Here is a 21,654-nt window from a genome sequence, read left to right on the forward strand (position 1 = left end):
CGGCTCGGCATAACCGGCCAATGGCGCCCACTTTCATCCCATGACGACGCAGATTCTGTTCATCCGGCACGGCGAGACCGACTGGAACCGCATCAAGCGCATTCAAGGCCACATCGACATTCCGCTTGCGACCACGGGCCTCGCACAGGCGCAACGACTCGCGCGCCGCTTCGCTCATGAGGCGAAGCAGGGCGCGCGGCTCGACGCGATCTATTCGAGCGACCTGCAACGCGCGCAGCAAACCGCGCAGCCGGTCGCCGACACACTGGGCTTGCCGCTGCAGTTGCGCGAAGGCCTGCGCGAGCGTTCGTATGGCGCTTTCCAGGGCCATGACAGCGACGAGATCGCGCTGCGTTTCCCCGACGAATACGCGCACTGGCAAACTCGCGATCCCGGCTTCTCACCGCCGGATGGTGAGTCGCAACGCGCGCTTTACCATCGCGTGCTGCACGCGATCGAACCGCTGGTGGCCGCGCATCCTGGCGGGCGGATTGCCTGCGTCGCGCATGGTGGCGTGCTTGATTGCGTGCGGCGCTTTGCCTGCGGTCTATCGCTCGATGCGCCGCGTGACTACCCGTTGCTGAACACGAGCGTGAACACGGTGGATTTCGGCGACGGCCACGCGACGATCGTGGCATGGGCGGATGTCTCGCATCTCGATTCGCCGAGCGAGGACGACAGCTTCAGGAAGCCGGCAGAGCCGGGGCGTTGATCGGCGCGTGCCCGGTTGGGTGGTGTGAGTTTGCGCGGCGGCCGACTTGGACCGTTCGCGAACCCGGTGCGCATTGGCGTTGCCGACCGTTGGCAAGTCAGCTTGCATGCGTGCCGTGCGCGGTTCGCTGAGCTGGCCATCGACGCGGCGGTTTGCACGCATATCCCATCCGCGTGAGTCAGCTTGCAAGCGTGCCGTGCGCGGTTCGTTGAGCTGGCCATCGGCGCGGCGGTTTGCACGCATATCCCATCCGCGTGAGTCAGCTTGCAAGCGTGCCGCGCCGTTCGCTGAGCTGACCATCGGCTCGCGGTTTGCGCACATATTCCATCGGCGAGACTCAACATGCCGACGTGAGTTGTTTGCGCTCGTGCGAGCCGCGTCCGGCTGCGTTATTCCGGCTCGCGCCCACCCGCGGCCACCCGGCGGCGCGCCCGCTTTGACACGCCGTTCACCAGCGCCCAGCGGATCACCGGCGCGACCAGCCGCACGCCGGGCCTCGCCACCGCACGGCGCAGTGCCGCGTAGCGCTGTAGTCCCAACATCGCCTGCGCCCAATCGGGCAGAAGGTCGACGCCGGCGTTGAGCATCAACACGCCGGCGGGCCGCATCGACGCACTCGGGGCGGGCGTGTTCATCAAAATCCTCACGACCTCACGTGTGCGCTCGCTCGCCGCAAGCTCCGGCTGCATTGCCAGCAAGTAAGCGTCGATCTCCGCTCGCGAGCGAGGAATGTTGGACGCGCCGAGCATTTCGGCAATCCGTGCGGTTTCGGCGAAGTACTGATCCTGCGCGGCAATGGGCAGCAGCGGATTCACATAGCGCAAATGCGCGGTCATGAAGCTCGACACTTCGGCGACATGCACCCATGTGAGCAGCGCAGGCTCACTCGCGCGATACGGCCGTCCGTCGGGCGCAACGCCGCTGACGCCGAGATGGATGCGCTTCACACGCTCCACCAGCACGAGCGCGTCGTGCCGATTGCCATACGTCGTGCCCGCGATGAAAGTCGCGGTGCGCCGCAGTCGGCCGAGAATGTCGGTGCGAAACGTCGAATGGTCCCACACGCCGGCGAGCGCGAGCGGATGCAACGCCTGGAGCAGGAGCGCGCTGATGCCGCCCGTCATCATCGACGTGAAATCGGCGTGGACTTTCCAGCAAACCGAATGCGGGCCGAACAGGCCGGGGTCGCCCGGAGGCGACGAATAGTCGAGCGTGGGGCCGCTGCCGCTGGTCAGATGCGTGACACCGGCTGCCAGCTTCGAGCGGAGCCTGCGGGTGAGAAACTGCGAGAAACCGCTACGCGAGTTGGGCTGGCTGGTTTGGTCGGACATCCTGATTCGGTCTCGCGCTACGCGTGTCGGCTCAGGTCGCGGCCGAATCCCACAGGCTGGGCAGGGCGCTCGACGAGTCGGGCGCGGCAAGGCCGAAATGCCGGTAGGTGAGCAGCGTGGCGACGCGGCCGCGCGGCGTGCGCTGCAGGAAGCCTTGCTGGATCAGATACGGCTCGAGCACGTCTTCAATCGTGTCGCGCTCTTCGCCGATCGCCGCCGCCAGATTGTCGACGCCGACCGGGCCGCCGTCGAATTTGTGCAGGATCGCCTCGAGCAGCTTGCGGTCCATCAGGTCGAAGCCGACCGCGTCCACGTCGAGCATCTTGAGCGCGGCGTCGGCCACCTGCGCGGTGATGTTGCCGTCTGCCCTCACCTCGGCGAAGTCACGCACGCGCCGCAGCAGGCGGTTCGCGATCCGCGGCGTGCCGCGTGCGCGCTTGGCGATCTCGAACGCGCCGTCCGGATGGATCTGCGCATTCAGCAACGACGCAGAACGCGTGACGATGCGCGCCAGCTCCTCGGCGTTATAAAACTCGAGCCGCGCCACGATACCGAAGCGGTCGCGCAGCGGGTTGGTCAGCATGCCCGCGCGCGTGGTCGCGCCGACCAGCGTGAACGGCTGCAAGTCCAGCTTCACGCTGCGCGCGGCCGGCCCTTCGCCGATCATGATGTCGATCTGATAATCCTCCAACGCCGGATACAGAATTTCCTCGACGACCGGCGAGAGCCGGTGGATTTCGTCGATGAACAAAACGTCGTTGGCTTCGAGATTGGTGAGTAGCGCGGCGAGGTCGCCGGCGCGCTCAAGCACCGGCCCCGACGTTTGCCGCAGATTGACACCCATTTCCCGCGCGATGATGTGCGCGAGTGTGGTCTTGCCGAGGCCCGGCGGCCCGAACAGCAAGACGTGGTCGAGCGATTCGGAGCGGCGTTTGGCGGCCTCGATAAAGATTTCCAGCTGGCCGCGGACTTTTTCCTGCCCGACATATTCTTCGAGCTGGCGCGGGCGCAACGCGCGCTCGAACGCTTCTTCGTTCGGCGAGACGGGCGTGGCCGCGATGATGCGCTCGGCGGCGAGTTTGTCGGTTTCGATCATGCGGACATTGTACCGCGAGCCGCTCGCCGCGAAACTCGGCCGAATGGCCAGGGTGCGCGGCTCGCCGGCATGTGCGAAGCTTCATTCGTTGCCTCGCTGCCGAATACGACGGTCGAACGTCAGCCCTTGGACAGCGCCTTCAACGCCAGCTTGATGCCTTCGGAAACACCGGTGCCGGCCGGCACGTTTTTGACGGCCGCCAATGCTTCTTTTTCGGAGTAACCCAATGCGAGCAGTGCGTTCAGGATATCGGAGGCGTGGTCGGATGCCGACGCTGCGCCCGCCATCGCCCCAAGGTCGGCGCCGATCTTGCCCTTCAGTTCGAGGAGCAGCCGCTCCGCCGTTTTCTTGCCGATGCCCGGCACGCGCGTTAGACGCGCCGCGTCCTGCATCGTGACGGTTTGTGCGAGCTCGTGAACGCTCATGCCCGACAGCACCGCCAACGCCATGCGCGCGCCGATGCCGGAGATCTTCAGCAGTTCGCGGAAGGTCGAGCGTTCCTCCGCGGTGCCGAATCCGTACAGCAGGTGCGCGTCTTCGCGCACGATCATCTGCGTGAGCAATACGATGCGTTCGCCGGCTGAGGGCAGGTTGTAGAACGTGCTCATCGGCACATCGACTTCGTAACCGACGCCGTTGCAATCGACGAGCAGATGCGGCGGGTTTTTTTCCAGCAGAACGCCGGCAATGCGACCGATCATGGCGAATTCAATCTTGAGAGAAAGGGCGAGTGTAGCGCAGCGAGTGAGCGGCGAGTGGCCTGCGAGTCATGCGCAATCGCGGTTGATATGCGCGATGCCGCATCGGCCGCTATCCGACCAGGCGTCCGCGTCTCACGCGCAAACCTTTCTTGGCCAGCGAAGGTGCGATGCCGCCCAACGTGCTCAGTGTCGTGCCGCCGTGCGCGTGGCAGATCGCCATGCCGAGCGCGTCGGCGGCGTCGGTGCCGGGTACGCCGGAGAGATTGAGCAGGCGCACCACCATCTGCTGCATCTGCTCCTTGGTGGCGCGGCCATAGCCCACCACGGCCTGCTTCAATTGCAGGGCCGTGTATTCGGCAACCGGCACGCCGCCCGCGACCAGTCCGCAGATGGCCGCGCCGCGCGCCTGGCCAAGCAGCAAGGTGGACTGCGGGTTGACGTTGACGAACACTTTTTCGATTGCCGACTGATCCGGCGAATGCTGGCGGATGAGCGTCGAAATGCCTTCGAAGATGGTGCCCAGACGCGAGGGCAGGTCGGCGTCGGCGGTTTTGATGACGCCGCTTGCGACATAGCTGAGCGTGTGGCCGCTCTGGTCGATCACGCCGAAGCCGGTCACGCGCAGGCCGGGGTCGATGCCGAGAATTCTCATGAGGTGCCGCAGGAGCGGTAAAAACCAGGTGCTTGCGATACTACAACACGCGCGCCGCGCGGCGGACGGCGCGCGGCGATGTCAGCGGAATAAAAACTGCTGTGTGTGGTGTAAGGCGGCGTGGAGGGAGGTATTCGCGAATGGAGCGCTATCGGAATCTCAGCGGCGACTCGGGCGTCGAGGCTTATGAAATCGGCGACGATTTTGTCGCGGTCCGCTTCAGGCCGGGGGTTGTGTATTGGTACACGGAAGCGAGTGTCGGCGAATGGCACGTTGCGGCGCTCAAGCGTCTCGCGCGGCGTGGGCAGGGGCTCGGCACTTATATCAGCCAGCACGCGGAGGTGAACGGAGGTTATGCGAGAAAGGAAGTGGACGACTGAGCGGGGCGTGAAGGGGCGGCGATTATGCTTTACGAGCGCGGTGCTAACACGGCACAAGCACGGCAAAAGCACGGCATCGAAACGGCATGAAGACGCAACGAACGCGGCGCATACCCGCCACAAACGCCGCGCCAAAGAAAACGGCCCGGCGGAGAATCCGCCAGGCCGTCTTTCCAAGCTCAGTTCTCGCCACACGGCGCAGTCTCATCAAGAAACCTGCGCCGCCCGCGAATCTGAAATCAATGCCGGAAGTGACGCACGCCCGTCAGCACCATCGCGATGTTATGTTCGTCCGCCGCGCTGACCACTTCGTCGTCGCGCATCGAGCCGCCCGGCTGGATCACGCAGGTCGCGCCTGCCGCCACCACCACGTCGAGGCCGTCGCGGAACGGGAAGAACGCGTCCGACGCCACGGCCGAACCCGCCAGCGTCAAACCGGCATTCTGCGCCTTGATGCTCGCAATGCGCGCCGAGTCCACGCGGCTCATCTGGCCCGCGCCGACGCCGAGCGTCATGCCGTTGCCGCAGAACACGATCGCGTTCGACTTCACGTACTTCGCCACGCGCCATGCGAACAACAGATCGTCCATTTCCTTCGGCGTGGGGTGACGCTTCGTGACCACGCGCAATTCGCGCGGCTGCACGTTCTTCGAGTCGAGCGACTGCACCAGCAGGCCGCCGCCCACGCGCTTCAGATCGAATGCGTTATGGCCTTCGCCCAGCGCGATTTCGAGCAGACGCACGTTCTGCTTCGCCGCGAACACCTGGCGCGCTTCGGCGCTGAACGACGGGGCGATCAGCACTTCGACGAACTGCTTGGCCACCGCTTGCGCCGCTGCCTCATCCACTTCGCGGTTAAAGGCGATGATGCCGCCGAACGCCGAGGTCGGATCGGTCTGGAATGCCTTCGCGTACGCTTCGTTGGCGTCCGCGCCGACTGCCACGCCGCACGGATTCGCGTGCTTGACAATCACGCACGCCGGCACGTCGAAGGTCTTCACGCATTCCCACGCTGCGTCGGAATCCGCGATGTTGTTGTACGACAGTTCCTTGCCCTGCAACTGGTTGTAGTTCGCCAGGGCGCCCGCCGGCACCGCCAGGTCGCGGTAAAACGCCGCGCTCTGATGCGGGTTTTCGCCGTAGCGCAGGTCCTGCACCTTGTTGAACGCCAGGTTGAACGTGGCCGGGTAAGCGTTGCGCGACGAATGCTGCAACTCGTCGGTCAGGCTCGTCAGATAGTTCGTGATCGCGCCGTCGTACTGCGCGGTGTGCGCGAACACCTTGGTGGCGAGGCGGAAGTTCGTCTTGTACGACACGGCGTTGCTGTTCGCGCGCATCTCGTCGAGCACGACCGCGTAGTCGGCCGGATCGACCACCACCGTCACGTCGCGATGGTTCTTCGCGGCCGAGCGCAGCATGGTCGGGCCGCCAATGTCGATGTTCTCGATCGCGTCTTCCAGCGAGCATTCTTCTTTCGACACAGTCTGCACGAACGGGTACAGATTCACGACCAGCAGGTCGATGGTCGGAATGTCGTGCTTTTCAAGCGCTGCCATGTGTTCCGGCAGGTCGCGGCGCGCCAGAATGCCGCCGTGCACCTTCGGATGCAGCGTTTTCACGCGCCCGTCCAGCATTTCCGGGAAGCCCGTGTAATCGGCGACTTCGGTGACGGAGAGACCTGCGTCCGCGAGCAGTTTCGCGGTGCCGCCGGTCGACAGGATCTTGACGCCGAGGTCCGACAGCGATTTGGCGAAGTCGACGATGCCGGACTTGTCGGAAACGGAGATGAGCGCTTGCTTGATCATGATGAAGACGAAAAGCCGAAGGGAAACGTGGCAGGGCGCAAGAAACTACAACGCGCTACAACAAACCGTGCTGTTGCAGCTTCTTGCGCAGCGTATTGCGGTTGATGCCGAGATACTCGGCGGCCAGCGACTGATTGCCGCCGGCCTGCTCGAGCACCACTTCGAGCAGGGGTTTTTCCACGCACGAAATCACCATATCGTAGACGTCGTGCGGATTGGAGCCGTCGAGGTCCTGGAAATATATCCCCAGGCTGTCGCGGACAGATTGTTCGATATTGTTCTTGCTCATGCTGCTAGTCGGTCGGTTGGGTCCTCGCCCGGGTTGAGCGTTTCGTCGACATACACGAGGCGGTCGGAGATCGCCTTTTGTGCGTCGAAGAACTCGTTGACGGCGAGGAGTTGTTCGCGCGTGGTGTCCAGCGTATTCATGCGATGCCGGAACACGTTGGCGCCAGAAAGGCCGCGAGTGTACCAGCCGATGTGCTTGCGCGCAGTGCGCACGCCCGTAAATTCGCCGTAGAAGGCGTAGTGATCCTCGAGATGCTCGTTCATCACCTGCTGGATTTCGTCGATGCGCGGCGGCGGCAGCATTTCACCCGTTTGCAGGAAATACTCGATCTCGCGGAACAGCCACGGGCGCCCCTGCGCGGCGCGGCCGATCATGATGGCGTCGGCGCCGGTCGCGGCCAGCACCTCGCGGGCTTTGTGCGGTGACGTGATGTCGCCGTTGGCGACCACCGGAATGCGCACCGCCGCTTTCACCGCGGCAATGGTCTCGTATTCGGCGTCGCCGTGATACAGGTCGGCGCGCGTGCGGCCGTGCACGGTCAGCATCGAAATACCGGCCGATTCGGCCAGACGCGCGACGTTCAGCGCGTTTTTGTTCTCGCGGTCCCAGCCGGTGCGGATCTTGAGCGTGACGGGTACCGCGTCGGGGCCGACGCCCACCGCCCCGACCACCGCCTCGACAATGCGCTGCACCAGCGGCTCGTTCTGCAACAGGGCCGAACCCGCCGCCACGTTGCACACCTTCTTGGCCGGGCAGCCCATGTTGATGTCGATGATCTGCGCGCCGTTCGCCACGTTGTAGCGGGCCGCTTCGGCCATCATGGCCGGATCGGCGCCGGCGATCTGCACGGCGATGGGCTCGACCTCGCCCGCGTGATTGGCGCGCCGCATGGTCTTCTCGCTTTTCCACAACTGCGCGTTCGAGGCGACCATTTCCGACACCGCATAGCCCGCGCCCAGCCGCTTGCACAACTGGCGGAACGGACGGTCGGTCACGCCGGCCATGGGCGCGACGAACAGGTTATTACGCAGATTGTGGGAGCCGAGAGTGGGCATGACGTGAACGCGCGCGCGGCCGATTGCTCAGTTTCTGTCAATCGGAGCACTCGCGAAATGCGAGGGAAAACCGCTATTTTAGCGTTAACGGATAGCCGACACCCGACATGTGTCTGTCGTAACCCATTAAATCTTCTATGAAAGTGCGCCGTTTCATAGAACCGGCGCCGCCCGCGCGGCACCTTCCGTGTGTAGCAAAAAGGCGGCGCGGGCGAGCAGCGCGCCTAGCGGCGTTGTCCGAACATCATTTGCCGTGCCAGCGCGGTTTTCACCGGTGGCAGGAATTCGAGCGCGGTCAGGGCGAGGCCGCGCACGATCGCGAGCGGCGCGAAGTCGATGGTGAAGAGACGCGCGAGCGTGTCGGTGGCGCCGATCGTCATGCGGCGGTCGAGCGCGCGGCGTTGCGCGAAGGTGGCCAGCGCGAGCGGCGTCGGACCTTCCGCCGAGAGGGCGTCGGCGAGCGAGTGTGCGTCGCGCAGTCCCAGATTCAGGCCCTGACCGGCTACCGGATGCAGCGTCTGCGCCGCGTTGCCGATCGCGACGATATGCCCGTTGACGAGCGTTTCCACGGCGTTCAGTCCCAAGGGGAACGACGCGCGTCCCTTGATATGCGTGAAACGGCCCATGCGGTCGCCGAACGCGGCGCCGAGTTCCTGGAGGAAGGCTTCGTCGGAGAGCTGCGCGCGGCGCGCGGCTTCCTCGGGCGCGCAGCACCAGACCAGCGCGTAATCGGCGCCGCGCACGCCGCCCATGGGCAGCAACGCGATCGGGCCTTGCGACGTGAAGCGCTCCCACGCGACGTGCGGTTGCGGCGCCGACACGGTCACCGTGCCGACAAGTGCGGTCTGGCCGTAGTCCCGCGAGCCCGGTTCGACGGCGGCTCGGCCAGCGCGCCGTGCGGCCGCGCCGTTCCGACCGGTCTGCTGACTGGCGCTTGTCGCCTCGATGCCGGCGGCTCGGTTGTCACGAGTTTCGCCGTTCTCATGGTGGCCGGCGTGCTCGCCCACATTCACGCCGACTCCCTGGTCGTTCCGTTTGACTGGGCCTTTTCCTGACTTCTGGTCGCCGAACAGGCCGCCTTCGGCATTCACCAGAATGCGCGTGCGCAACTGCCGCGTGACGCCCGCGGTTTCGATCGGCAGCGTGACGCCGTCGCGTTCCTGCGTCGGCGCTCCGGCCGAGGTGGAGCGGAACCAGTGCACGGAGGTGGCGTGCACCGCCTCGGCGAGACCGTGGACGATCGAGCCGTAGCGCAGCACGTAGCCGAGCGCCGGCAAACCGTGCTCGCTGTGGTCGATCAGCGTGCGGCCGAAGTGGCCGCGCTGCGAGACGTGGATACGCTGGATCGCGGTCGCGTCGGCGGGCCAGCGCAGCGGCTCCAGGATCATCCGGCTGCCGTGCGACACGGCGATGGCGCGCGGATCGGCGATCGAATCTTCCGGCTCGCGCGCGTCGACGAGTGCGATCTTCAGCTCCCGTGTCGCGCTGCGGCGCGCCAGCCAGCCGGCCAGCGCCAGCCCGACCGGACCGGCGCCGACGATCGTCACGTCGAAATCGAAAGGCTGGCCGGCCGCGGCGGGCTTCAGGATCACCGTCGACTGGGAAACATCGTTCATTGCGGATTACTTCCCTATTACTTGCTTGTTTCGCGAGCCGCGCGGGCTTCCTGCATCAGCACTTCGATCTCGTCGGCGGCGACCGGTACTTCGCGTGTGATCAACTCGCAGCCGGTGGGCGTGACGACGGCGTCGTCCTCGATGCGGATGCCGATGTTCCAGTAGCGCTCGGGCACGCCTTCGGTCGGCCGGATATACAGACCGGGCTCGATGGTCAGCGTCATCGATGCCTGCAGCGTGCGCCACGGCAACGCGCCCGCTTCGTCGCGCGGCGCGCCGCGTTCGCGATAGTCGCCGACATCGTGCACGTCCATGCCGAGCCAATGGCCGGTGCGGTGCATGTAGAAAGGCGCGTAGGCGCGCTCCGCGATCACGTCTTCTACCGAGGCGAACTTTGCGCGCTCGATGATGCCGGTGTCGAGCAAGCCCTGCGACAGCACGCGCACGGCGGCCTGGTGCGGGTCGTCGAAGGTGGCGCCGGCGCGGGTGGCGTCGATGGCGGCCTGCTGCGCGGCCAGCACGATGTCGTACAGCTCGCGCTGCGCCGGCGTGAAGCGGCCGCTCGCGGGGAAGGTGCGCGTGATGTCGGAGGCGTAGCCGTCGAGTTCGCAGGCCGCGTCGATCAGGATCAGGTCGCCGTCCTGTGCAATGGCGCTGCCCGCGGGGTAGTGCAGCACGCAGGCGTTCGCGCCCGCGGCGACGATCGACGTATAAGCCGGTGCCTGCGCGCCGAATTTGCGGAACGTGTAGAGCAGTTCGGCTTCGAGTTCATATTCACGCACGCCGGGACGGCACGCGGCCATTGCACGACGATGCGCGTGGGCCGAGATCTGCCCGGCGCGGCGCATGATGGCGAGTTCGTGGTCGTCCTTGATGAGCCGCATGTCATCGAGCAACGGAACGAGATCGTGGGCGGCGGCCGGTGCGGCGACACCGCCGCGCGCCTGAGCGCGCACCGCGTCGAGCCAGCCGCGCACCCGTTCGTCCAGTTGCGGCGAGGTGCCGAGCGCATAGTGCAGCGCCGGTTTGTCGGCGAGCAGACGCGGCAGCTGCGTGTCGATTTCGCCGACGGCGAACGCCGCGTCGAAACCGAATGCCGCGCGCGCGCCGTCCGGGCCGAAGCGAAAACCTTCCCACGTCTCGCGCTCGACATTCTTCTCGCGGCAAAACAGCACCGAAGCCGGCGCGCCGGGCGCGGCGCTGGCGTCGAGCACCAGCAACGCCTCGGGTTCCGTGAAGCCGGTCAGGTAGTAGAAATAGCTGTCGTGCCGATAAGGATAATCGGCGTCACGGTTGCGCAGCGCTTCCGGTGCGGTGGGGACGATGGCGACGCCGCCGCCCGCCGCCCGAAGCGCGGCGAGTACGCGCTCACGGCGCGTGCGGTAGACGTCGATGGCGATGGTGGGTTCGGTCGGCTGGTTCATCGTGCGATTGTAGCGCCCATGCACGGAGTTATTTTGCGCGGGATACTGACGCGAGCGGGGGCGAAGGTGTCCGCGGCGCCGTTGCAACCCGCCCACAGCGAGGCTGCATGCGGCTCGCGAAGCGTCGCCACGACGCGCGTGAACGCTCGCTAAAGCCGCCGAGCACTTATACTTTCGCCGGATTCAGGAAAAGGCAGATGGTAATGATGAAACTCATCGGTTCGCTCGGCAGCCCCTTCGTGCGCAAAGCGCGCATCGTGCTGGCCGACAAGAAAATCGACTACGAACTGGTGCCCGAGAATGTCTGGGCGCCGGACACCCGGATTCACACCTTCAATCCGCTCGGCAAGGTGCCGTGCCTCGTCATGGAAGATGGCGAAGCGGTGTTCGACTCGCGGGTGATCTGCGAATACGTGGATACGCTGTCGCCGGTCGGCAAGCTGATTCCCCAGTCGGGACGTGAGCGCGTCGAGGTGCGTTGCTGGGAAGCGCTCGCCGACGGCGCGCTCGACGCAGCAGTGCTGATTCGCCTCGAAGGCACGCAGCGCGCGCCGGAGCAGCGCGTGGAAGCGTGGGTCGCCCGCCAGCAGCGCAAGATCGACGAAGCCCTGATCGCAATGGCGCAGGGATTAGGCAGCAAGACCTGGTGCGCAGGCAATCACTACACGCTCGCCGACATCGCGGTGGGCTGCGCATTGGGCTATCTGGATTTCCGCATGCCCGAATTGAACTGGCGCGAGCCGTACCCGAATCTGGACAAACACTTCCAGAAGCTCTCGCTGCGCCAGTCGTTCATCGATACGGTGCCCGTCAACTAGGCCGGCGTCTTACTGCTTGCCGTTCTGGCGACGCCTGATACCCGGCCCGAACGCAAAGCCGAACGCCAGCAGAAACAGTGAAACCGCCAGCACGGTGTTGTTGCCGCTCGTGACATACGGCGTGCTGCCGGAAGTGCCTTGCACCGTGAGGTCGAGCGAGCCGACCGTGTAGGGCGTCAGGCGCCCGAGCACCTTGCCGTTGGCATCGATCGCGGCGGTCATGCCGGTGTTGGTCGCGCGCAGCATCGGGCGGCCGGTTTCCAGCGAACGCATGCGCGCGATCTGCAGATGCTGGTCGAGCGCGATCGTGTCGCCAAACCAGGCCAGATTGGTCGAATTCACCAACACCCCGGCGGGCGTGTCGCTTTCGCGAATGGTCCGCGCAATCTCTTCGCCGAAAATATCCTCGTAGCAGATGTCCACCGCGACCGGCTGGTTGTGGACCATGAACGGCTTCTGCACCGGCGCGCCACGGAAGAAATCGCCGAGCGGGATGCTCATCAGGTTGACGAACCAGCGGAAGCCCCACGGCACGAATTCGCCGAACGGCACGAGGTGGTGTTTGTCGTAGCGATAGACGTCGCGCGTGCCGGGCGTGACGCCGAACAGGCTATTCGTATAGTCGATCACCTGGCCCTCCGGCGTGATCGTGCCGCCGATCGCGCCGAACAGGATTGCGCTGCCCGTCGTGTCCGAGAAGTTGCGCACCGCCGACGCGAAGGGCGCCGGCAATTGTTGCGCGAGTACCGGAATAGCGGTTTCCGGCGTGACGATCAGATCGGCCGGCTTCGAGGTGATCATCTGCTGATACTGGTCGATCGCGGCGCGCATGCCGGATTCCTCGAACTTCATTTCCTGTTTGACGTTGCCTTGCAGCAGGCGCACGGTCAGCGGGGCGTTGGCCGGCACGGTCCATTGCACGAGCGGCAGCAGCAGTCCGGCCGCGATCAGCGCCAGCGCGATCGCGCCAGGCGCGGCGACGCGCGACACACCCGGGTTCGCGCCGTTGCGGCCGGCGTCGCCGTTGGCGTTGCCGCGCGGCTTGCGCGAGCGCAGTAGCGGCAGCAGCGCCTGCACGATCAGCGCAGCCACCAGCGCCAGCATCCAGCCGACGCCGTATACGCCCGCCACCGGTGCGAAGCCGGCGAACGGGCCGTCCACCTGAGCGTAACCGCTGGCAAGCCACGGAAAGCCCGTGAACACCGTACCGCGCAACCATTCGCCGATCGCCCATGCGCTCGCGAACGCCAGCGCGCCGTGCCAGGTGGGTGAGAAAGGCGTGTCGTCCGCGGCTGCGCCATTGCGCGCGTGACCGGCGCAGAACGACCAGACACCTGCCGCCAGCGCCGGATAAATCGCCAGATAGAGCGAGAACAGCACCACGGCCGCGCCGGCGAGCGGCGCCGCCATGCCGCCGTAAAAATGCATGCTGACGTAGAGCCACCATACGCCGGTCACGAAATTGCCGAAGCCGAACGCGCCGCCCGTCAGAGCGGCACTTTTCCAGCCTGTGGTACGCGTGAGCCAGGCGAAGAAGAACGCGAAGATCGCGAGTTCGAGCCAGCCGCCGTGCGGCGTCGGCGCGAACGAAAGCGTGTTGGCCGCGCCGGCGGCCAGCGCGACGAGGTAGTGCCAGCGAGGCAGCGTGCGGCCGCGAACTTGCTCGGCGGCAGAAGCGTTCACGCCGCGGCGCGAACGGGAAGTTATCGGGTCGGCCATTGTTGCGCGGTCGGCGTGAGGGGTTGAGAAGCGGGTCGAAAAGCGGGTCGAAAAGCGAGCTAAGCAGCGAGCAAAAAAGCGGACTAAGCAGCGAGCCAAAAAGCGGACTAAGCAGCGAGCCGAAAAGCGACCTGAAGAAGCGGCGAGAAAACCGGCCGCAACCGGATCAGGTCTGCACGTGCTGCGCTTCGCGCTCGCGCTGGCCGGCGAGCGGATCGCGGCGCACCAGCAGCATGTGAATCTGGCGGGCGTCGCCGCGCAGAATCTCGAAGATCAGATCGTCGAGGCGGACTTTTTCGCCCCGATGCGGCACCCGTCCGAAATGATGCGTGACGAGTCCGCCGATCGTGTCGACTTCGTCGTCTGAGTAATGGGTGCCGAAGGCTTCGTTGAACTGTTCGATTTCGGTCAGCGCGCGCACGCGGAAACGTCCGTCCGGCGAGGCGATGATGTTGCCGCTTTCCTCGTCGAAATCGTATTCGTCTTCAATATCGCCGACGATCTGTTCCAGCACGTCTTCGATCGTGATCAGGCCGGCCACGCCACCGTATTCGTCGACCACCACCGCGAGGTGATTGCGATTCACGCGGAAGTCGTGCAGCAGCACATTCAGACGCTTCGACTCGGGGATGAACACGGCCGGGCGCAGCATGCCGCGCACGTCGAACTCTTCTTCGGCGTAGTAGCGCAGCAGGTCTTTGGCGAGCAGCACGCCGATGATGTTGTCGCGATTGCCTTCGTAGACCGGATAGCGCGAGTGCGCTTTTTCCAGCACGTACGGGATAAATTCGGCGGGATTGTCCGCGATGTTGATCGCGTCCATTTGCGCACGCGGCACCATGATGTCGCGCGCGCTGAGTTCGGAGACCTGGAATACGCCTTCGATCATCGACAGCGAGTCGGCGTCGATCAGGTTGCGTTCGTGCGCGTCCTGCAGAATTTCCAGGAGTTCGGCGCGCGAGTCGGGCTCAGGCGAGATGAAGTCGGTCAGACGCTCGAGGAGTGAGCGCTTTTCCTGCGGTTTGTCGGTTTGGCGTCGACTGGGATACGTGTCGTTCATGGTAGTGCGCCCGGCAAGACTGGGCGCGCTGTTGCAGAGCATTAAGGATACACCAGGCACATGGCAGGACCGTGTCCCGCCGGGCTGGGCGATGAGTGAAGCTGGGGTGAAGCGGCTTCGCCGTGAAGGGCGGGCGTGGGTCAATCCTAACTGATTACGCGCGGAAAAGCGTTTCCAGGAAAAAAAGCGCCGTTCGTGACGATTATTCCTGGTCGGTCTTGAGGTCCGCTTTGACGTTAGCTTTGACGTCCGCCTTCGCGCCCACTTTTTGGCCCGCCTTCAGGTCCGCCTCGCGGCTTTCCTCGCGGCACCGTTCGAGCAGCGCTTCGAGCGCGCGGTCCGGCATGCCGCTTTCGCGCAGCGCATGCACGGTGCGGCTGACGTAATCGAGCGTAGTACCGTAGCGACCGCTGGCGCAACCGAACACGGTTTTGACGATGTCGTCGTGCAGCTTGCCCGTGTAGCTCGGCACGTCACGGCGCATCACGAACGCCAGCGCGTCGACGCGCCGGCCGTCGGCGAGCACGCATGGCAGCCACGCCGGCCGATACGAGCCCATTGCCATTTCGCGGCGCCAGAGCGCCTCGAGATGCGGCGCCGAGCCTTCGGCCGCGAGCCGGAACGCGATGCCGGTGCACGAGCCGCCGCGATCGAGCGCGAGCACGAGGCCGGGCTGTTCGGGCGTGCCGCGATTCACGCGCGACCAGAGATAGAGTCCGCGATGGTAGCCGTGAACTCGCGATCGGGTTGCTTCGACGGTGGGCAGGCCGGGATTCCAGATCAGCGACCCATAGCCGAACAGCCATAGATCGCTCTTGCGGTCCCAGTCGCGCAGCGTGCAATCGAGCGATGCGCGCAGTTCCTCGTCTGTCAGCAGCCGCGATTCGCCGAGCACCGGTGGATAGTCCGGGCAGGGCGTTCGGGTGTCGGCTTCAGGGGACGAGGTGCTCACGATGGGCTTTTGTGCGGGTTGGGCGTTGGCGGCGCGTTGTTGAGCTGCGCCTACTGGTACGGATCGGGAAACCCGAGCTTGCCGAGGATTTCCGTTTCGATCGCTTCCATTTCCTCGGCTTCTTCCTCGACTTCGTGGTCGTAGCCCTGGGCGTGAAGCGTGCCGTGCACGAGCAGATGCGCGTAGTGCGCGACGAGCGGCTTGCCCTGCTCGGCGGCTTCCTTCTCGACCACCGGGCAGCACAGGATCAGGTCGCCCGTCACCGGATCGTCTTCCGACTCGGCGTAGGCGAAGGTCAGCACGTTGGTCGAATAATCCTTGCCGCGATAGGTGCGGTTCAGCGTGCGGCCTTCTTCGGCGTCGACGAAACGCACGGTCAGTTCACCGTCCGCAAAGAGCGCCGCCTTGATCCAGCCGGCCACGGTGGCGCGCGGCAGCAGCGCCTTGTGTTCCGGCCAGGCCTTGGCAGCGGGGAATTGCAGGTTCAACGTCAGTTTCGGGGCGCGGCTCATGCGGTTTCGTCGTGTTGCGTTTTTTGCGTTCGTTGCGGTTGCGGGCGATTAGCGCGAATCCGCCGGACTGGCGGTTTTCTGCGAATGCGCATCGTACGCCTCCACAATTCGCGCGACCAGCGGATGCCGCACCACGTCCGCACTCGTAAAGCGTGTGAGCGCGATGCCGCGTACGTCGGCGAGCACCTGCTGTGCTTCGATCAGACCGCTCTTGTGGCCGCGCGGCAAGTCGACCTGGGTCGTGTCGCCGGTTACGACCGCTTTCGAACCGAAGCCGATCCGCGTGAGGAACATTTTCATCTGTTCGGGCGTGGTGTTCTGCGCCTCGTCGAGAATGATGAACGCGTGGTTCAGCGTGCGGCCGCGCATGTACGCGAGCGGCGCGATTTCGATCATCTGCCGCTCGAACATCTTGGCGGTTTTGTCGAAGCCGAGCAGGTCGTACAGCGCGTCGTACAAAGGACGCAGATACGGATCGACCTTTTGCGCCAGATCGCCCGGCAGGAAGCCGAGACGCTCGCCCGCTTCCACAGCCGGACGCGTCAGCACGATGCGTTTGACCTGATCGCGCTCCAGCGCGTCCACCGCGCAGGCCACCGCCAGATAGGTCTTGCCGGTGCCGGCCGGGCCGATGCCGAAGGTCACGTCGTGCGAGATGATCTGCTTCAGATACTCGCGCTGCGCCGGCGTGCGGCCGCGCAGATCCGCGCGCCGCGTGTACAGCTTCGGGCCGAGTTCTTCGACGTCGTCGTCCACGGCGTCGGCGGGCTGGTCGAACGGATGATCCGGATTGCCCGGGAAACGCGGGTCGATCGCTTCCGTGCCGTGTCCGTTGCCGTTCGCGCGATGCCGTGCCGGTTGACGCACTTCAACGAGCGCGAGCTGGATGTCGTCGACCGACAGCGGCTTCTGTGAGTTGTCGTAGAACTTTTCGAGCGCGGTGAGCGCGAATTTCGCGCCGCGTCCACGAATCGTAATGCGGTGGCCACGGCGTTGCAGCGTCACGTCGAGCGCCTGCTCGATCTGGCGCAGATTTTCGTCGAGCGGGCCGCAGAGGTTGGCGAGCCGCGCGTTGTCTTCACGCGGTGCGGTGAATTCCAGATGCTGCTGAGTGGTCTTCAAGGCGGTGGTTCGATCCTGTCGGTTTCGATACGCGGGTTGCTTCGCGGATTTGCGTCGCGGGTTGGCGTCGCTCAGTGGGTCGTGGCCGGTGCGTCGTCATGCACCAGCACGAGCTCGCCACGGAGCGAATGTGGGTACGCTTTGACGATTTTCACGTCCACCATCTGGCCGATCAGCCGTGCGTGCGACGCGACCGGCGCCGGGAAATTCACCACCCGGTTGTTTTCGGTGCGGCCCGCGAGTTCGTTCGGGTCCTTGCGCGCCGGGCGCTCGACCAGAATGCGCTCGATCTTGCCGACCATCGAATCGCTAATGCGCTGCACGTTTTCCTCGATGGTGGCCTGCAAATGCTGCAGACGCTTGAGCTTCACCTCACGCGGCGTGTCGTCGTGCAGATTCGCGGCCGGCGTGCCGGGGCGCGGGCTGTAGATGAACGAGAAGCTGGTGTCGTACTTCATCTCGTGCACGAGCGCCATCATCTTGTCGAAGTCTTCTTCCGTCTCACCGGGGAAGCCGACGATCATGTCCGTGGAGAGCGACAGGTCGGGGCGGATCGCGCGCAGCTTGCGGATCACCGATTTATATTCGAGTACCGTGTAGCCGCGCTTCATGGCCATCAGGATGCGGTCCGAGCCGTGCTGCACGGGCAGATGCAGGTGGCTGACGAGCTTCGGCACCTTCGCGTAGGTGTCGATCAGGCGCTGCGTGAATTCTTTCGGATGCGACGTGGTGTAGCGAATCCGTTCGATGCCCGGAATATCCGCGACGTATTCGATCAGCGTGGCGAAGTCGGCGATTTCCGACGAACCGAGCGTGAGACCGGCGCGGTAGGCGTTCACGTTCTGGCCGAGCAGCGTGACTTCGCGCACGCCCTGATCGGCAAGGCCGGCGATTTCGGTCAGCACGTCGTCCAGCGGACGGGACACTTCTTCGCCGCGCGTGTACGGCACGACGCAATAGCTGCAGTACTTGCTGCAGCCTTCCATGATCGACACGAATGCGCTCGGGCCGTCCACACGAGCTGGCGGCAGGTGATCGAACTTTTCGATTTCCGGGAACGTGATGTCCACTTGCGCGCGGCCGCTTTCGCGGCGCTTGTCGATCATTTGCGGCAGACGGTGCAGCGTTTGCGGGCCGAACACCAGATCGACATACGGTGCGCGCGCAACGATCGACGCGCCTTCCTGGCTCGCCACGCAGCCGCCCACGCCGATAATCAGATTCGGATTCGCTTCTTTCAGCTCGCGCACGCGGCCGAGGTCGGAGAAAACTTTTTCCTGGGCCTTTTCGCGCACCGAGCACGTGTTGAACAGAATGACGTCCGCGTCTTCCGGCGTATCGGTCTTGACGAGTCCTTCAGCCGCGCCGAGTACGTCGACCATTTTGTCGGAGTCGTACTCGTTCATCTGGCAGCCAAAGGTCTTTACATAAACTTTCTTGGTCATCGAATTTCGCCGGTCGCAGTGGTTAACCTGGGGGCGTCGTTTAAAAGGTGAAGAGGGGCGAAACGTGCGCGCGGGCCGTGTGGCGGCGCTTTCGGCCACTGGCGGGCGGGTTTCGGGGCACGTTTGCAGCGTAGGTCAATATTATAGCCCTTCGCGCGATGCGGTTTCCGCGGCCGCCTTGCGGCCCGCCGGCTCAGGCGGCAAGCCCAGCAACCCTTCCAGTTCATCCGACACCCGCGCGAAGCGTTCACTCAGGAAATCGAGCAGCACGCGCACACGCGGCGCCATGAAGCGGTTGCGATGGTAGAGCGCGTGCAGTGGCGCATCCGGATAACGCCATTCCGGCAGCAGGATTTTCAGGCCGTCGGCGCGCAGGTCGGCTTCCACGTCCCACATCGACTTGATCACGATGCCATAACCGCGCAGCGCCCATTCGCGGGCCACCGCGCCGTCGTTGGTCTCGCGGGCGGTTTCGAACGGCACGGTGTAGTGCTGCACCTCGTCGCCGCGCGTGAACCGCCATTCGTTCACCGGCCCGGATGCGGTACCGAGCACGATGCAGTCGAAATTCGCCAGATCGTGCGGATCCTTCGGTTCGCCCTTGCGCGCGATGTAGTCCGGCGACGCGCACAGCACGCGGCGGTTCGGCGCCAGCTTGCGGGCGACCAGCGAGCTGTCCTGCGGCACGCCGAAGCGGATCGCCAGATCGATATCCTCCTGCACCAGGTTCGACAGCGAGTCCGAGAGCGTCAGCGCGAAGGTCACTTCCGGATAGAGCGCGTTGAACTCGTCGAGCCAGTGCATCAGCAGATTGCGGCCGAAGTCCGAGGTGGCCGACACCCGTACCTTGCCGCGCACGACGCCCTGGCCGGCTTGCAGCGCGGCTTCGGCGTCGTCGAGCGATTGCAGCGCCTGACGGCAGCAATTCAGGTACAGGCGGCCTTCGTCGGTGAGTCGGAGTTGACGGGTGGTGCGTTCGAACAGGCGCGCTTTGAGGCCGGCTTCGAGCTTGGCGAGGCGCGCGCTAGCGGCGGCCGGCGTCAGGCCCATCTTGCGGCCCGCCGCCGACAGGCTGCCTTGCTGCGCCGCTTCAACGAACAGGCGAATGTCACCGAGGTTGTCCATGGCAGTTCTTTCAAATCAGATTTGAAAATGCTTCAAATGCTACGCCAATTATCAAATCGACGCGTGTCCTCGACAATCCCAGCATCGAAATCCCTGATGCCGCCCGAACCATGCACCTCGATCACGCGACGATCGTCACCGCCGACCTCGATTCCGCCCGACATCTCTTCGTCGATGTCGCCGGGTTGACCGAGGGCGCGCGTCCGCCGTTTTCGGTCGACGGCTACTGGCTCTATGCAAACGGCAGCCCGCTGATTCATCTGATCGACGCGACGGTGCCTGCCTCGGCCGGCAGGATGGCGCCGCGTATCGATCACATCGCGTTCCGCATGGAGAGCGCCGCCGAATGGCAGGCGCTGCTCGGCCGCCTGCGTGCGCACGGCGTGGACTATCAAACGGCGCATGTGCCGCAGATGGGCCCGCAGGAAGCTCAGGCGCAACTCTTCGTGGCGCTTGCGCCGGGCGTCGTCGTCGAATTCGTGACGGCGCTGCATCACGCTCAACCTTGAATGCTGGAGTAGAAATGCCCATTCCATTACTGGCGCTGGCGATCAGCGCATTCGCGATCGGCACGACCGAATTCGTCATCATGGGCTTGCTGCCCGAGGTCGCGCACGATCTGGCCGTGTCGATTCCATCGGCGGGCTTGCTGGTGAGCGGCTACGCGCTCGGCGTCGCCGTCGGCGCGCCGCTGCTCGCGGTGGTGACCAGCAAGATGCCGCGCAAGCTGGCGTTGCAGTTGCTCATGGGCGTGTTCATCGTCGGCAATACGCTGTGCGCGATCGCGTCGAGCTATTCCGTGCTGATGGTCGCGCGCGTGGTCACCTCGTTCGCGCACGGTTCGTTCTTCGGCATCGGCGCCGTGGTGGCGGCGTCGCTCGTGCCGGCGGAAAAGCGTGCGAGCGCGATCGCACTGATGTTCACCGGCCTGACGCTCGCGAACGTGCTCGGCGTGCCGTTCGGCACGTTCATCGGGCAGGAGTTCGGCTGGCGCGCGGCGTTCTGGATCGTCAGCGCATTCGGCGTGCTGTCGCTCGCGGGCATCACGGCGCTGCTGCCGAATCGTCACGACGCCGGCCCGGTCGGTCTCGGTCATGAAGTGCGCGTACTGAAGGACCCGCAAGTCTGGACCGCGCTCGCGATGACAGTGCTCGGCTTCGGCGGTGTATTTGTCGTGTTCACCTATATCGCGCCGATTCTCGAACAGGTGAGCGGTTTCTCGCCACGCGGCGTCACGCTCATCCTGGTGCTGTTCGGCGTGGGCCTGACAATCGGCAACACGGTGGGCGGCAAGCTGGCGGATCGCGCGCTGATGCCCTCACTGATGGGCATTCTGGTCGCGCTGGCGGTGGTCATGGCGATTTTCGCGCGCACCAGTCATTCGCAAGTGGCCGCGGCGATCACAATTTTCGTGTGGGGCATCGCCGCCTTCGCGACGGTGCCGCCTTTGCAGATGCGCGTGGTCGAGAAGGCCGCTGCGGCGCCGAATCTGGCTTCGACGCTGAACATCGGCGCGTTCAACGTCGGCAATGCGGGCGGCGCGTGGCTCGGCGGGCTCGTGATCAACCACGGCCATTCGCTCGATACCCTGCCGTGGGTCGCGGCGGCGGTCAGCGTGGCGGCGCTGCTGCTCACGTGGTTCGCGGCGCGCATGGACGCGCCGGCCTCGAGCGCGGTACAGCGCGCGTGAAGGTGTGGGTGTGTCAGCTGGCGAGTCGGCGCGTGTGCGCGCCCTTATGAAAAATTCGCACAAGCATTGCGGAAAACGTCCTCCGCAATGCTGATAACAGTGTGAAGATAACTTCGTTGGGCGCGGCGGGACGCGATGCTATCGTGCTTG

Annotated in this window: 21 protein-coding genes; 5 read left to right on the plus strand and 16 right to left on the minus strand. The window is 65.0% G+C overall.

From position 1 onward, the window contains the following. Positions 1-40 precede the first annotated feature (40 nt). A complete protein-coding gene (locus BLW71_RS19390; protein ID WP_091799205.1) occupies positions 41-712 on the plus strand; it encodes a histidine phosphatase family protein in 672 nt (223 codons plus the stop codon). A gap of 389 nt (positions 713-1,101) precedes the next feature. Here the strand turns inward: BLW71_RS19390 and BLW71_RS19395 are convergent, their stop codons facing one another. From BLW71_RS19395 to ruvC, 4 genes are all read right to left on the minus strand, one after another. Beyond that, positions 1,102-2,043, minus strand: coding sequence for an oxygenase MpaB family protein (locus tag BLW71_RS19395; RefSeq protein ID WP_091799208.1), 942 nt, complete (start codon positions 2,041-2,043; stop codon positions 1,102-1,104). Positions 2,044-2,074: 31 nt separating this feature from the next. Continuing rightward, entirely contained in the window at positions 2,075-3,139 is a 1,065-nt protein-coding gene (ruvB, locus tag BLW71_RS19400) for a Holliday junction branch migration DNA helicase RuvB (RefSeq protein WP_091799211.1), read from the minus strand. Positions 3,140-3,258: 119 nt separating this feature from the next. Further along, on the minus strand, positions 3,259-3,840 hold the full coding sequence (ruvA, locus tag BLW71_RS19405; protein ID WP_091799214.1) for a Holliday junction branch migration protein RuvA: 582 nt from the start codon (positions 3,838-3,840) through the stop codon (positions 3,259-3,261). A 109-nt stretch (positions 3,841-3,949) separates the two neighbouring features. Then, on the minus strand, positions 3,950-4,492 hold the full coding sequence (gene ruvC / locus BLW71_RS19410; RefSeq protein ID WP_007180437.1) for a crossover junction endodeoxyribonuclease RuvC: 543 nt from the start codon (positions 4,490-4,492) through the stop codon (positions 3,950-3,952). A gap of 140 nt (positions 4,493-4,632) precedes the next feature. Between ruvC and BLW71_RS19415 the strand changes: the two genes are divergently transcribed. Then, positions 4,633-4,872 (plus strand): hypothetical protein, encoded by a 240-nt coding sequence (locus BLW71_RS19415; RefSeq protein ID WP_091799217.1) that lies wholly within the window; start codon positions 4,633-4,635, stop codon positions 4,870-4,872. A 239-nt stretch (positions 4,873-5,111) separates the two neighbouring features. Here the strand turns inward: BLW71_RS19415 and purH are convergent, their stop codons facing one another. The 5 genes from purH to BLW71_RS19440 all read right to left on the minus strand — a co-directional run bounded on the left by purH (position 5,112) and on the right by BLW71_RS19440 (position 11,061). Beyond that, on the minus strand, positions 5,112-6,677 hold the full coding sequence (purH, locus tag BLW71_RS19420) for a bifunctional phosphoribosylaminoimidazolecarboxamide formyltransferase/IMP cyclohydrolase (RefSeq protein WP_091799220.1): 1,566 nt from the start codon (positions 6,675-6,677) through the stop codon (positions 5,112-5,114). A 55-nt stretch (positions 6,678-6,732) separates the two neighbouring features. Continuing rightward, entirely contained in the window at positions 6,733-6,966 is a 234-nt protein-coding gene (locus tag BLW71_RS19425) for a Fis family transcriptional regulator (protein WP_006049915.1), read from the minus strand. Then, positions 6,963-8,021, minus strand: coding sequence for a tRNA dihydrouridine synthase DusB (gene dusB / locus BLW71_RS19430; protein ID WP_091799223.1), 1,059 nt, complete (start codon positions 8,019-8,021; stop codon positions 6,963-6,965). The genes BLW71_RS19425 and dusB overlap by 4 nt, the downstream gene beginning before the upstream one ends. A gap of 224 nt (positions 8,022-8,245) precedes the next feature. Then, complete coding sequence (locus BLW71_RS19435; RefSeq protein WP_091799226.1) at positions 8,246-9,637, minus strand: UbiH/UbiF/VisC/COQ6 family ubiquinone biosynthesis hydroxylase; 1,392 nt, start codon at positions 9,635-9,637, stop codon at positions 8,246-8,248. A 17-nt stretch (positions 9,638-9,654) separates the two neighbouring features. Next, positions 9,655-11,061, minus strand: a complete 1,407-nt coding sequence (locus BLW71_RS19440; RefSeq protein WP_091799229.1) for an aminopeptidase P N-terminal domain-containing protein — start codon at positions 11,059-11,061, stop codon at positions 9,655-9,657. Positions 11,062-11,264: 203 nt separating this feature from the next. Between BLW71_RS19440 and BLW71_RS19445 the strand changes: the two genes are divergently transcribed. Further along, on the plus strand, positions 11,265-11,879 hold the full coding sequence (locus tag BLW71_RS19445) for a glutathione S-transferase family protein (protein ID WP_177205067.1): 615 nt from the start codon (positions 11,265-11,267) through the stop codon (positions 11,877-11,879). A 9-nt stretch (positions 11,880-11,888) separates the two neighbouring features. On the opposite strand, the gene lnt is transcribed toward BLW71_RS19445, so the two are convergent. From lnt to BLW71_RS19480, 7 genes are all read right to left on the minus strand, one after another. Continuing rightward, a complete protein-coding gene (gene lnt, locus BLW71_RS19450) occupies positions 11,889-13,598 on the minus strand; it encodes an apolipoprotein N-acyltransferase (protein ID WP_091799235.1) in 1,710 nt (569 codons plus the stop codon). A gap of 166 nt (positions 13,599-13,764) precedes the next feature. Then, positions 13,765-14,658, minus strand: a complete 894-nt coding sequence (locus BLW71_RS19455) for a CorC family transporter (protein ID WP_091799238.1) — start codon at positions 14,656-14,658, stop codon at positions 13,765-13,767. A 202-nt stretch (positions 14,659-14,860) separates the two neighbouring features. Continuing rightward, positions 14,861-15,610 carry a gamma-glutamylcyclotransferase gene (locus BLW71_RS19460; RefSeq protein WP_091799241.1) on the minus strand — a complete coding sequence of 250 codons (750 nt, stop codon included), beginning with the start codon at positions 15,608-15,610 and terminating at the stop codon, positions 14,861-14,863. A gap of 50 nt (positions 15,611-15,660) precedes the next feature. Beyond that, positions 15,661-16,122, minus strand: a complete 462-nt coding sequence (ybeY, locus tag BLW71_RS19465) for an rRNA maturation RNase YbeY (RefSeq protein ID WP_091799244.1) — start codon at positions 16,120-16,122, stop codon at positions 15,661-15,663. 48 nt (positions 16,123-16,170) lie between these two features. Then, the gene (locus tag BLW71_RS19470) at positions 16,171-17,244 is read right to left on the minus strand and encodes a PhoH family protein (protein ID WP_091799247.1); all 1,074 of its coding nucleotides are present in this window, start codon (positions 17,242-17,244) and stop codon (positions 16,171-16,173) included. Positions 17,245-17,315: 71 nt separating this feature from the next. Next, a complete protein-coding gene (gene miaB, locus BLW71_RS19475) occupies positions 17,316-18,689 on the minus strand; it encodes a tRNA (N6-isopentenyl adenosine(37)-C2)-methylthiotransferase MiaB (protein ID WP_091799250.1) in 1,374 nt (457 codons plus the stop codon). A 141-nt stretch (positions 18,690-18,830) separates the two neighbouring features. Beyond that, positions 18,831-19,814: a LysR family transcriptional regulator gene (locus BLW71_RS19480; protein WP_091799252.1), complete on the minus strand. Its 984-nt coding sequence runs from the start codon at positions 19,812-19,814 to the stop codon at positions 18,831-18,833. A gap of 110 nt (positions 19,815-19,924) precedes the next feature. Between BLW71_RS19480 and BLW71_RS19485 the strand changes: the two genes are divergently transcribed. Both BLW71_RS19485 and BLW71_RS19490 read left to right on the plus strand, forming a co-directional pair. Continuing rightward, a complete protein-coding gene (locus BLW71_RS19485) occupies positions 19,925-20,323 on the plus strand; it encodes a VOC family protein (protein WP_091799254.1) in 399 nt (132 codons plus the stop codon). Positions 20,324-20,337: 14 nt separating this feature from the next. Further along, positions 20,338-21,504, plus strand: coding sequence for an MFS transporter (locus BLW71_RS19490; RefSeq protein WP_091799257.1), 1,167 nt, complete (start codon positions 20,338-20,340; stop codon positions 21,502-21,504). The last annotated feature ends 150 nt before the right edge of the window (positions 21,505-21,654 follow it).

Source organism: Burkholderia sp. WP9, from assembly GCF_900104795.1.
In the GTDB taxonomy this organism is placed as follows: Bacteria; Pseudomonadota; Gammaproteobacteria; order Burkholderiales; family Burkholderiaceae; genus Paraburkholderia.

Excerpts from the sequence above, each read along its gene's own strand:
- BLW71_RS19390 (WP_091799205.1), top strand. The coding sequence starts at position 41 with ATGACGACGCAGATTCTGTTCATCCGGCACGGCGAGACCGACTGGAAC.
- BLW71_RS19395 (WP_091799208.1), bottom strand. The coding sequence starts at position 2,043 with ATGTCCGACCAAACCAGCCAGCCCAACTCGCGTAGCGGTTTCTCGCAG.
- ruvB (WP_091799211.1), bottom strand. The coding sequence starts at position 3,139 with ATGATCGAAACCGACAAACTCGCCGCCGAGCGCATCATCGCGGCCACG.
- ruvA (WP_091799214.1), bottom strand. The coding sequence starts at position 3,840 with ATGATCGGTCGCATTGCCGGCGTTCTGCTGGAAAAAAACCCGCCGCAT.
- ruvC (WP_007180437.1), bottom strand. The coding sequence starts at position 4,492 with ATGAGAATTCTCGGCATCGACCCCGGCCTGCGCGTGACCGGCTTCGGC.
- BLW71_RS19415 (WP_091799217.1), top strand. The coding sequence starts at position 4,633 with ATGGAGCGCTATCGGAATCTCAGCGGCGACTCGGGCGTCGAGGCTTAT.
- purH (WP_091799220.1), bottom strand. The coding sequence starts at position 6,677 with ATGATCAAGCAAGCGCTCATCTCCGTTTCCGACAAGTCCGGCATCGTC.
- BLW71_RS19425 (WP_006049915.1), bottom strand. The coding sequence starts at position 6,966 with ATGAGCAAGAACAATATCGAACAATCTGTCCGCGACAGCCTGGGGATA.
- dusB (WP_091799223.1), bottom strand. The coding sequence starts at position 8,021 with ATGCCCACTCTCGGCTCCCACAATCTGCGTAATAACCTGTTCGTCGCG.
- BLW71_RS19435 (WP_091799226.1), bottom strand. The coding sequence starts at position 9,637 with ATGAACGATGTTTCCCAGTCGACGGTGATCCTGAAGCCCGCCGCGGCC.
- BLW71_RS19440 (WP_091799229.1), bottom strand. The coding sequence starts at position 11,061 with ATGAACCAGCCGACCGAACCCACCATCGCCATCGACGTCTACCGCACG.
- BLW71_RS19445 (WP_177205067.1), top strand. The coding sequence starts at position 11,265 with ATGATGAAACTCATCGGTTCGCTCGGCAGCCCCTTCGTGCGCAAAGCG.
- lnt (WP_091799235.1), bottom strand. The coding sequence starts at position 13,598 with ATGGCCGACCCGATAACTTCCCGTTCGCGCCGCGGCGTGAACGCTTCT.
- BLW71_RS19455 (WP_091799238.1), bottom strand. The coding sequence starts at position 14,658 with ATGAACGACACGTATCCCAGTCGACGCCAAACCGACAAACCGCAGGAA.
- ybeY (WP_091799244.1), bottom strand. The coding sequence starts at position 16,122 with ATGAGCCGCGCCCCGAAACTGACGTTGAACCTGCAATTCCCCGCTGCC.
- miaB (WP_091799250.1), bottom strand. The coding sequence starts at position 18,689 with ATGACCAAGAAAGTTTATGTAAAGACCTTTGGCTGCCAGATGAACGAG.
- BLW71_RS19480 (WP_091799252.1), bottom strand. The coding sequence starts at position 19,814 with ATGGACAACCTCGGTGACATTCGCCTGTTCGTTGAAGCGGCGCAGCAA.
- BLW71_RS19485 (WP_091799254.1), top strand. The coding sequence starts at position 19,925 with ATGCACCTCGATCACGCGACGATCGTCACCGCCGACCTCGATTCCGCC.
- BLW71_RS19490 (WP_091799257.1), top strand. The coding sequence starts at position 20,338 with ATGCCCATTCCATTACTGGCGCTGGCGATCAGCGCATTCGCGATCGGC.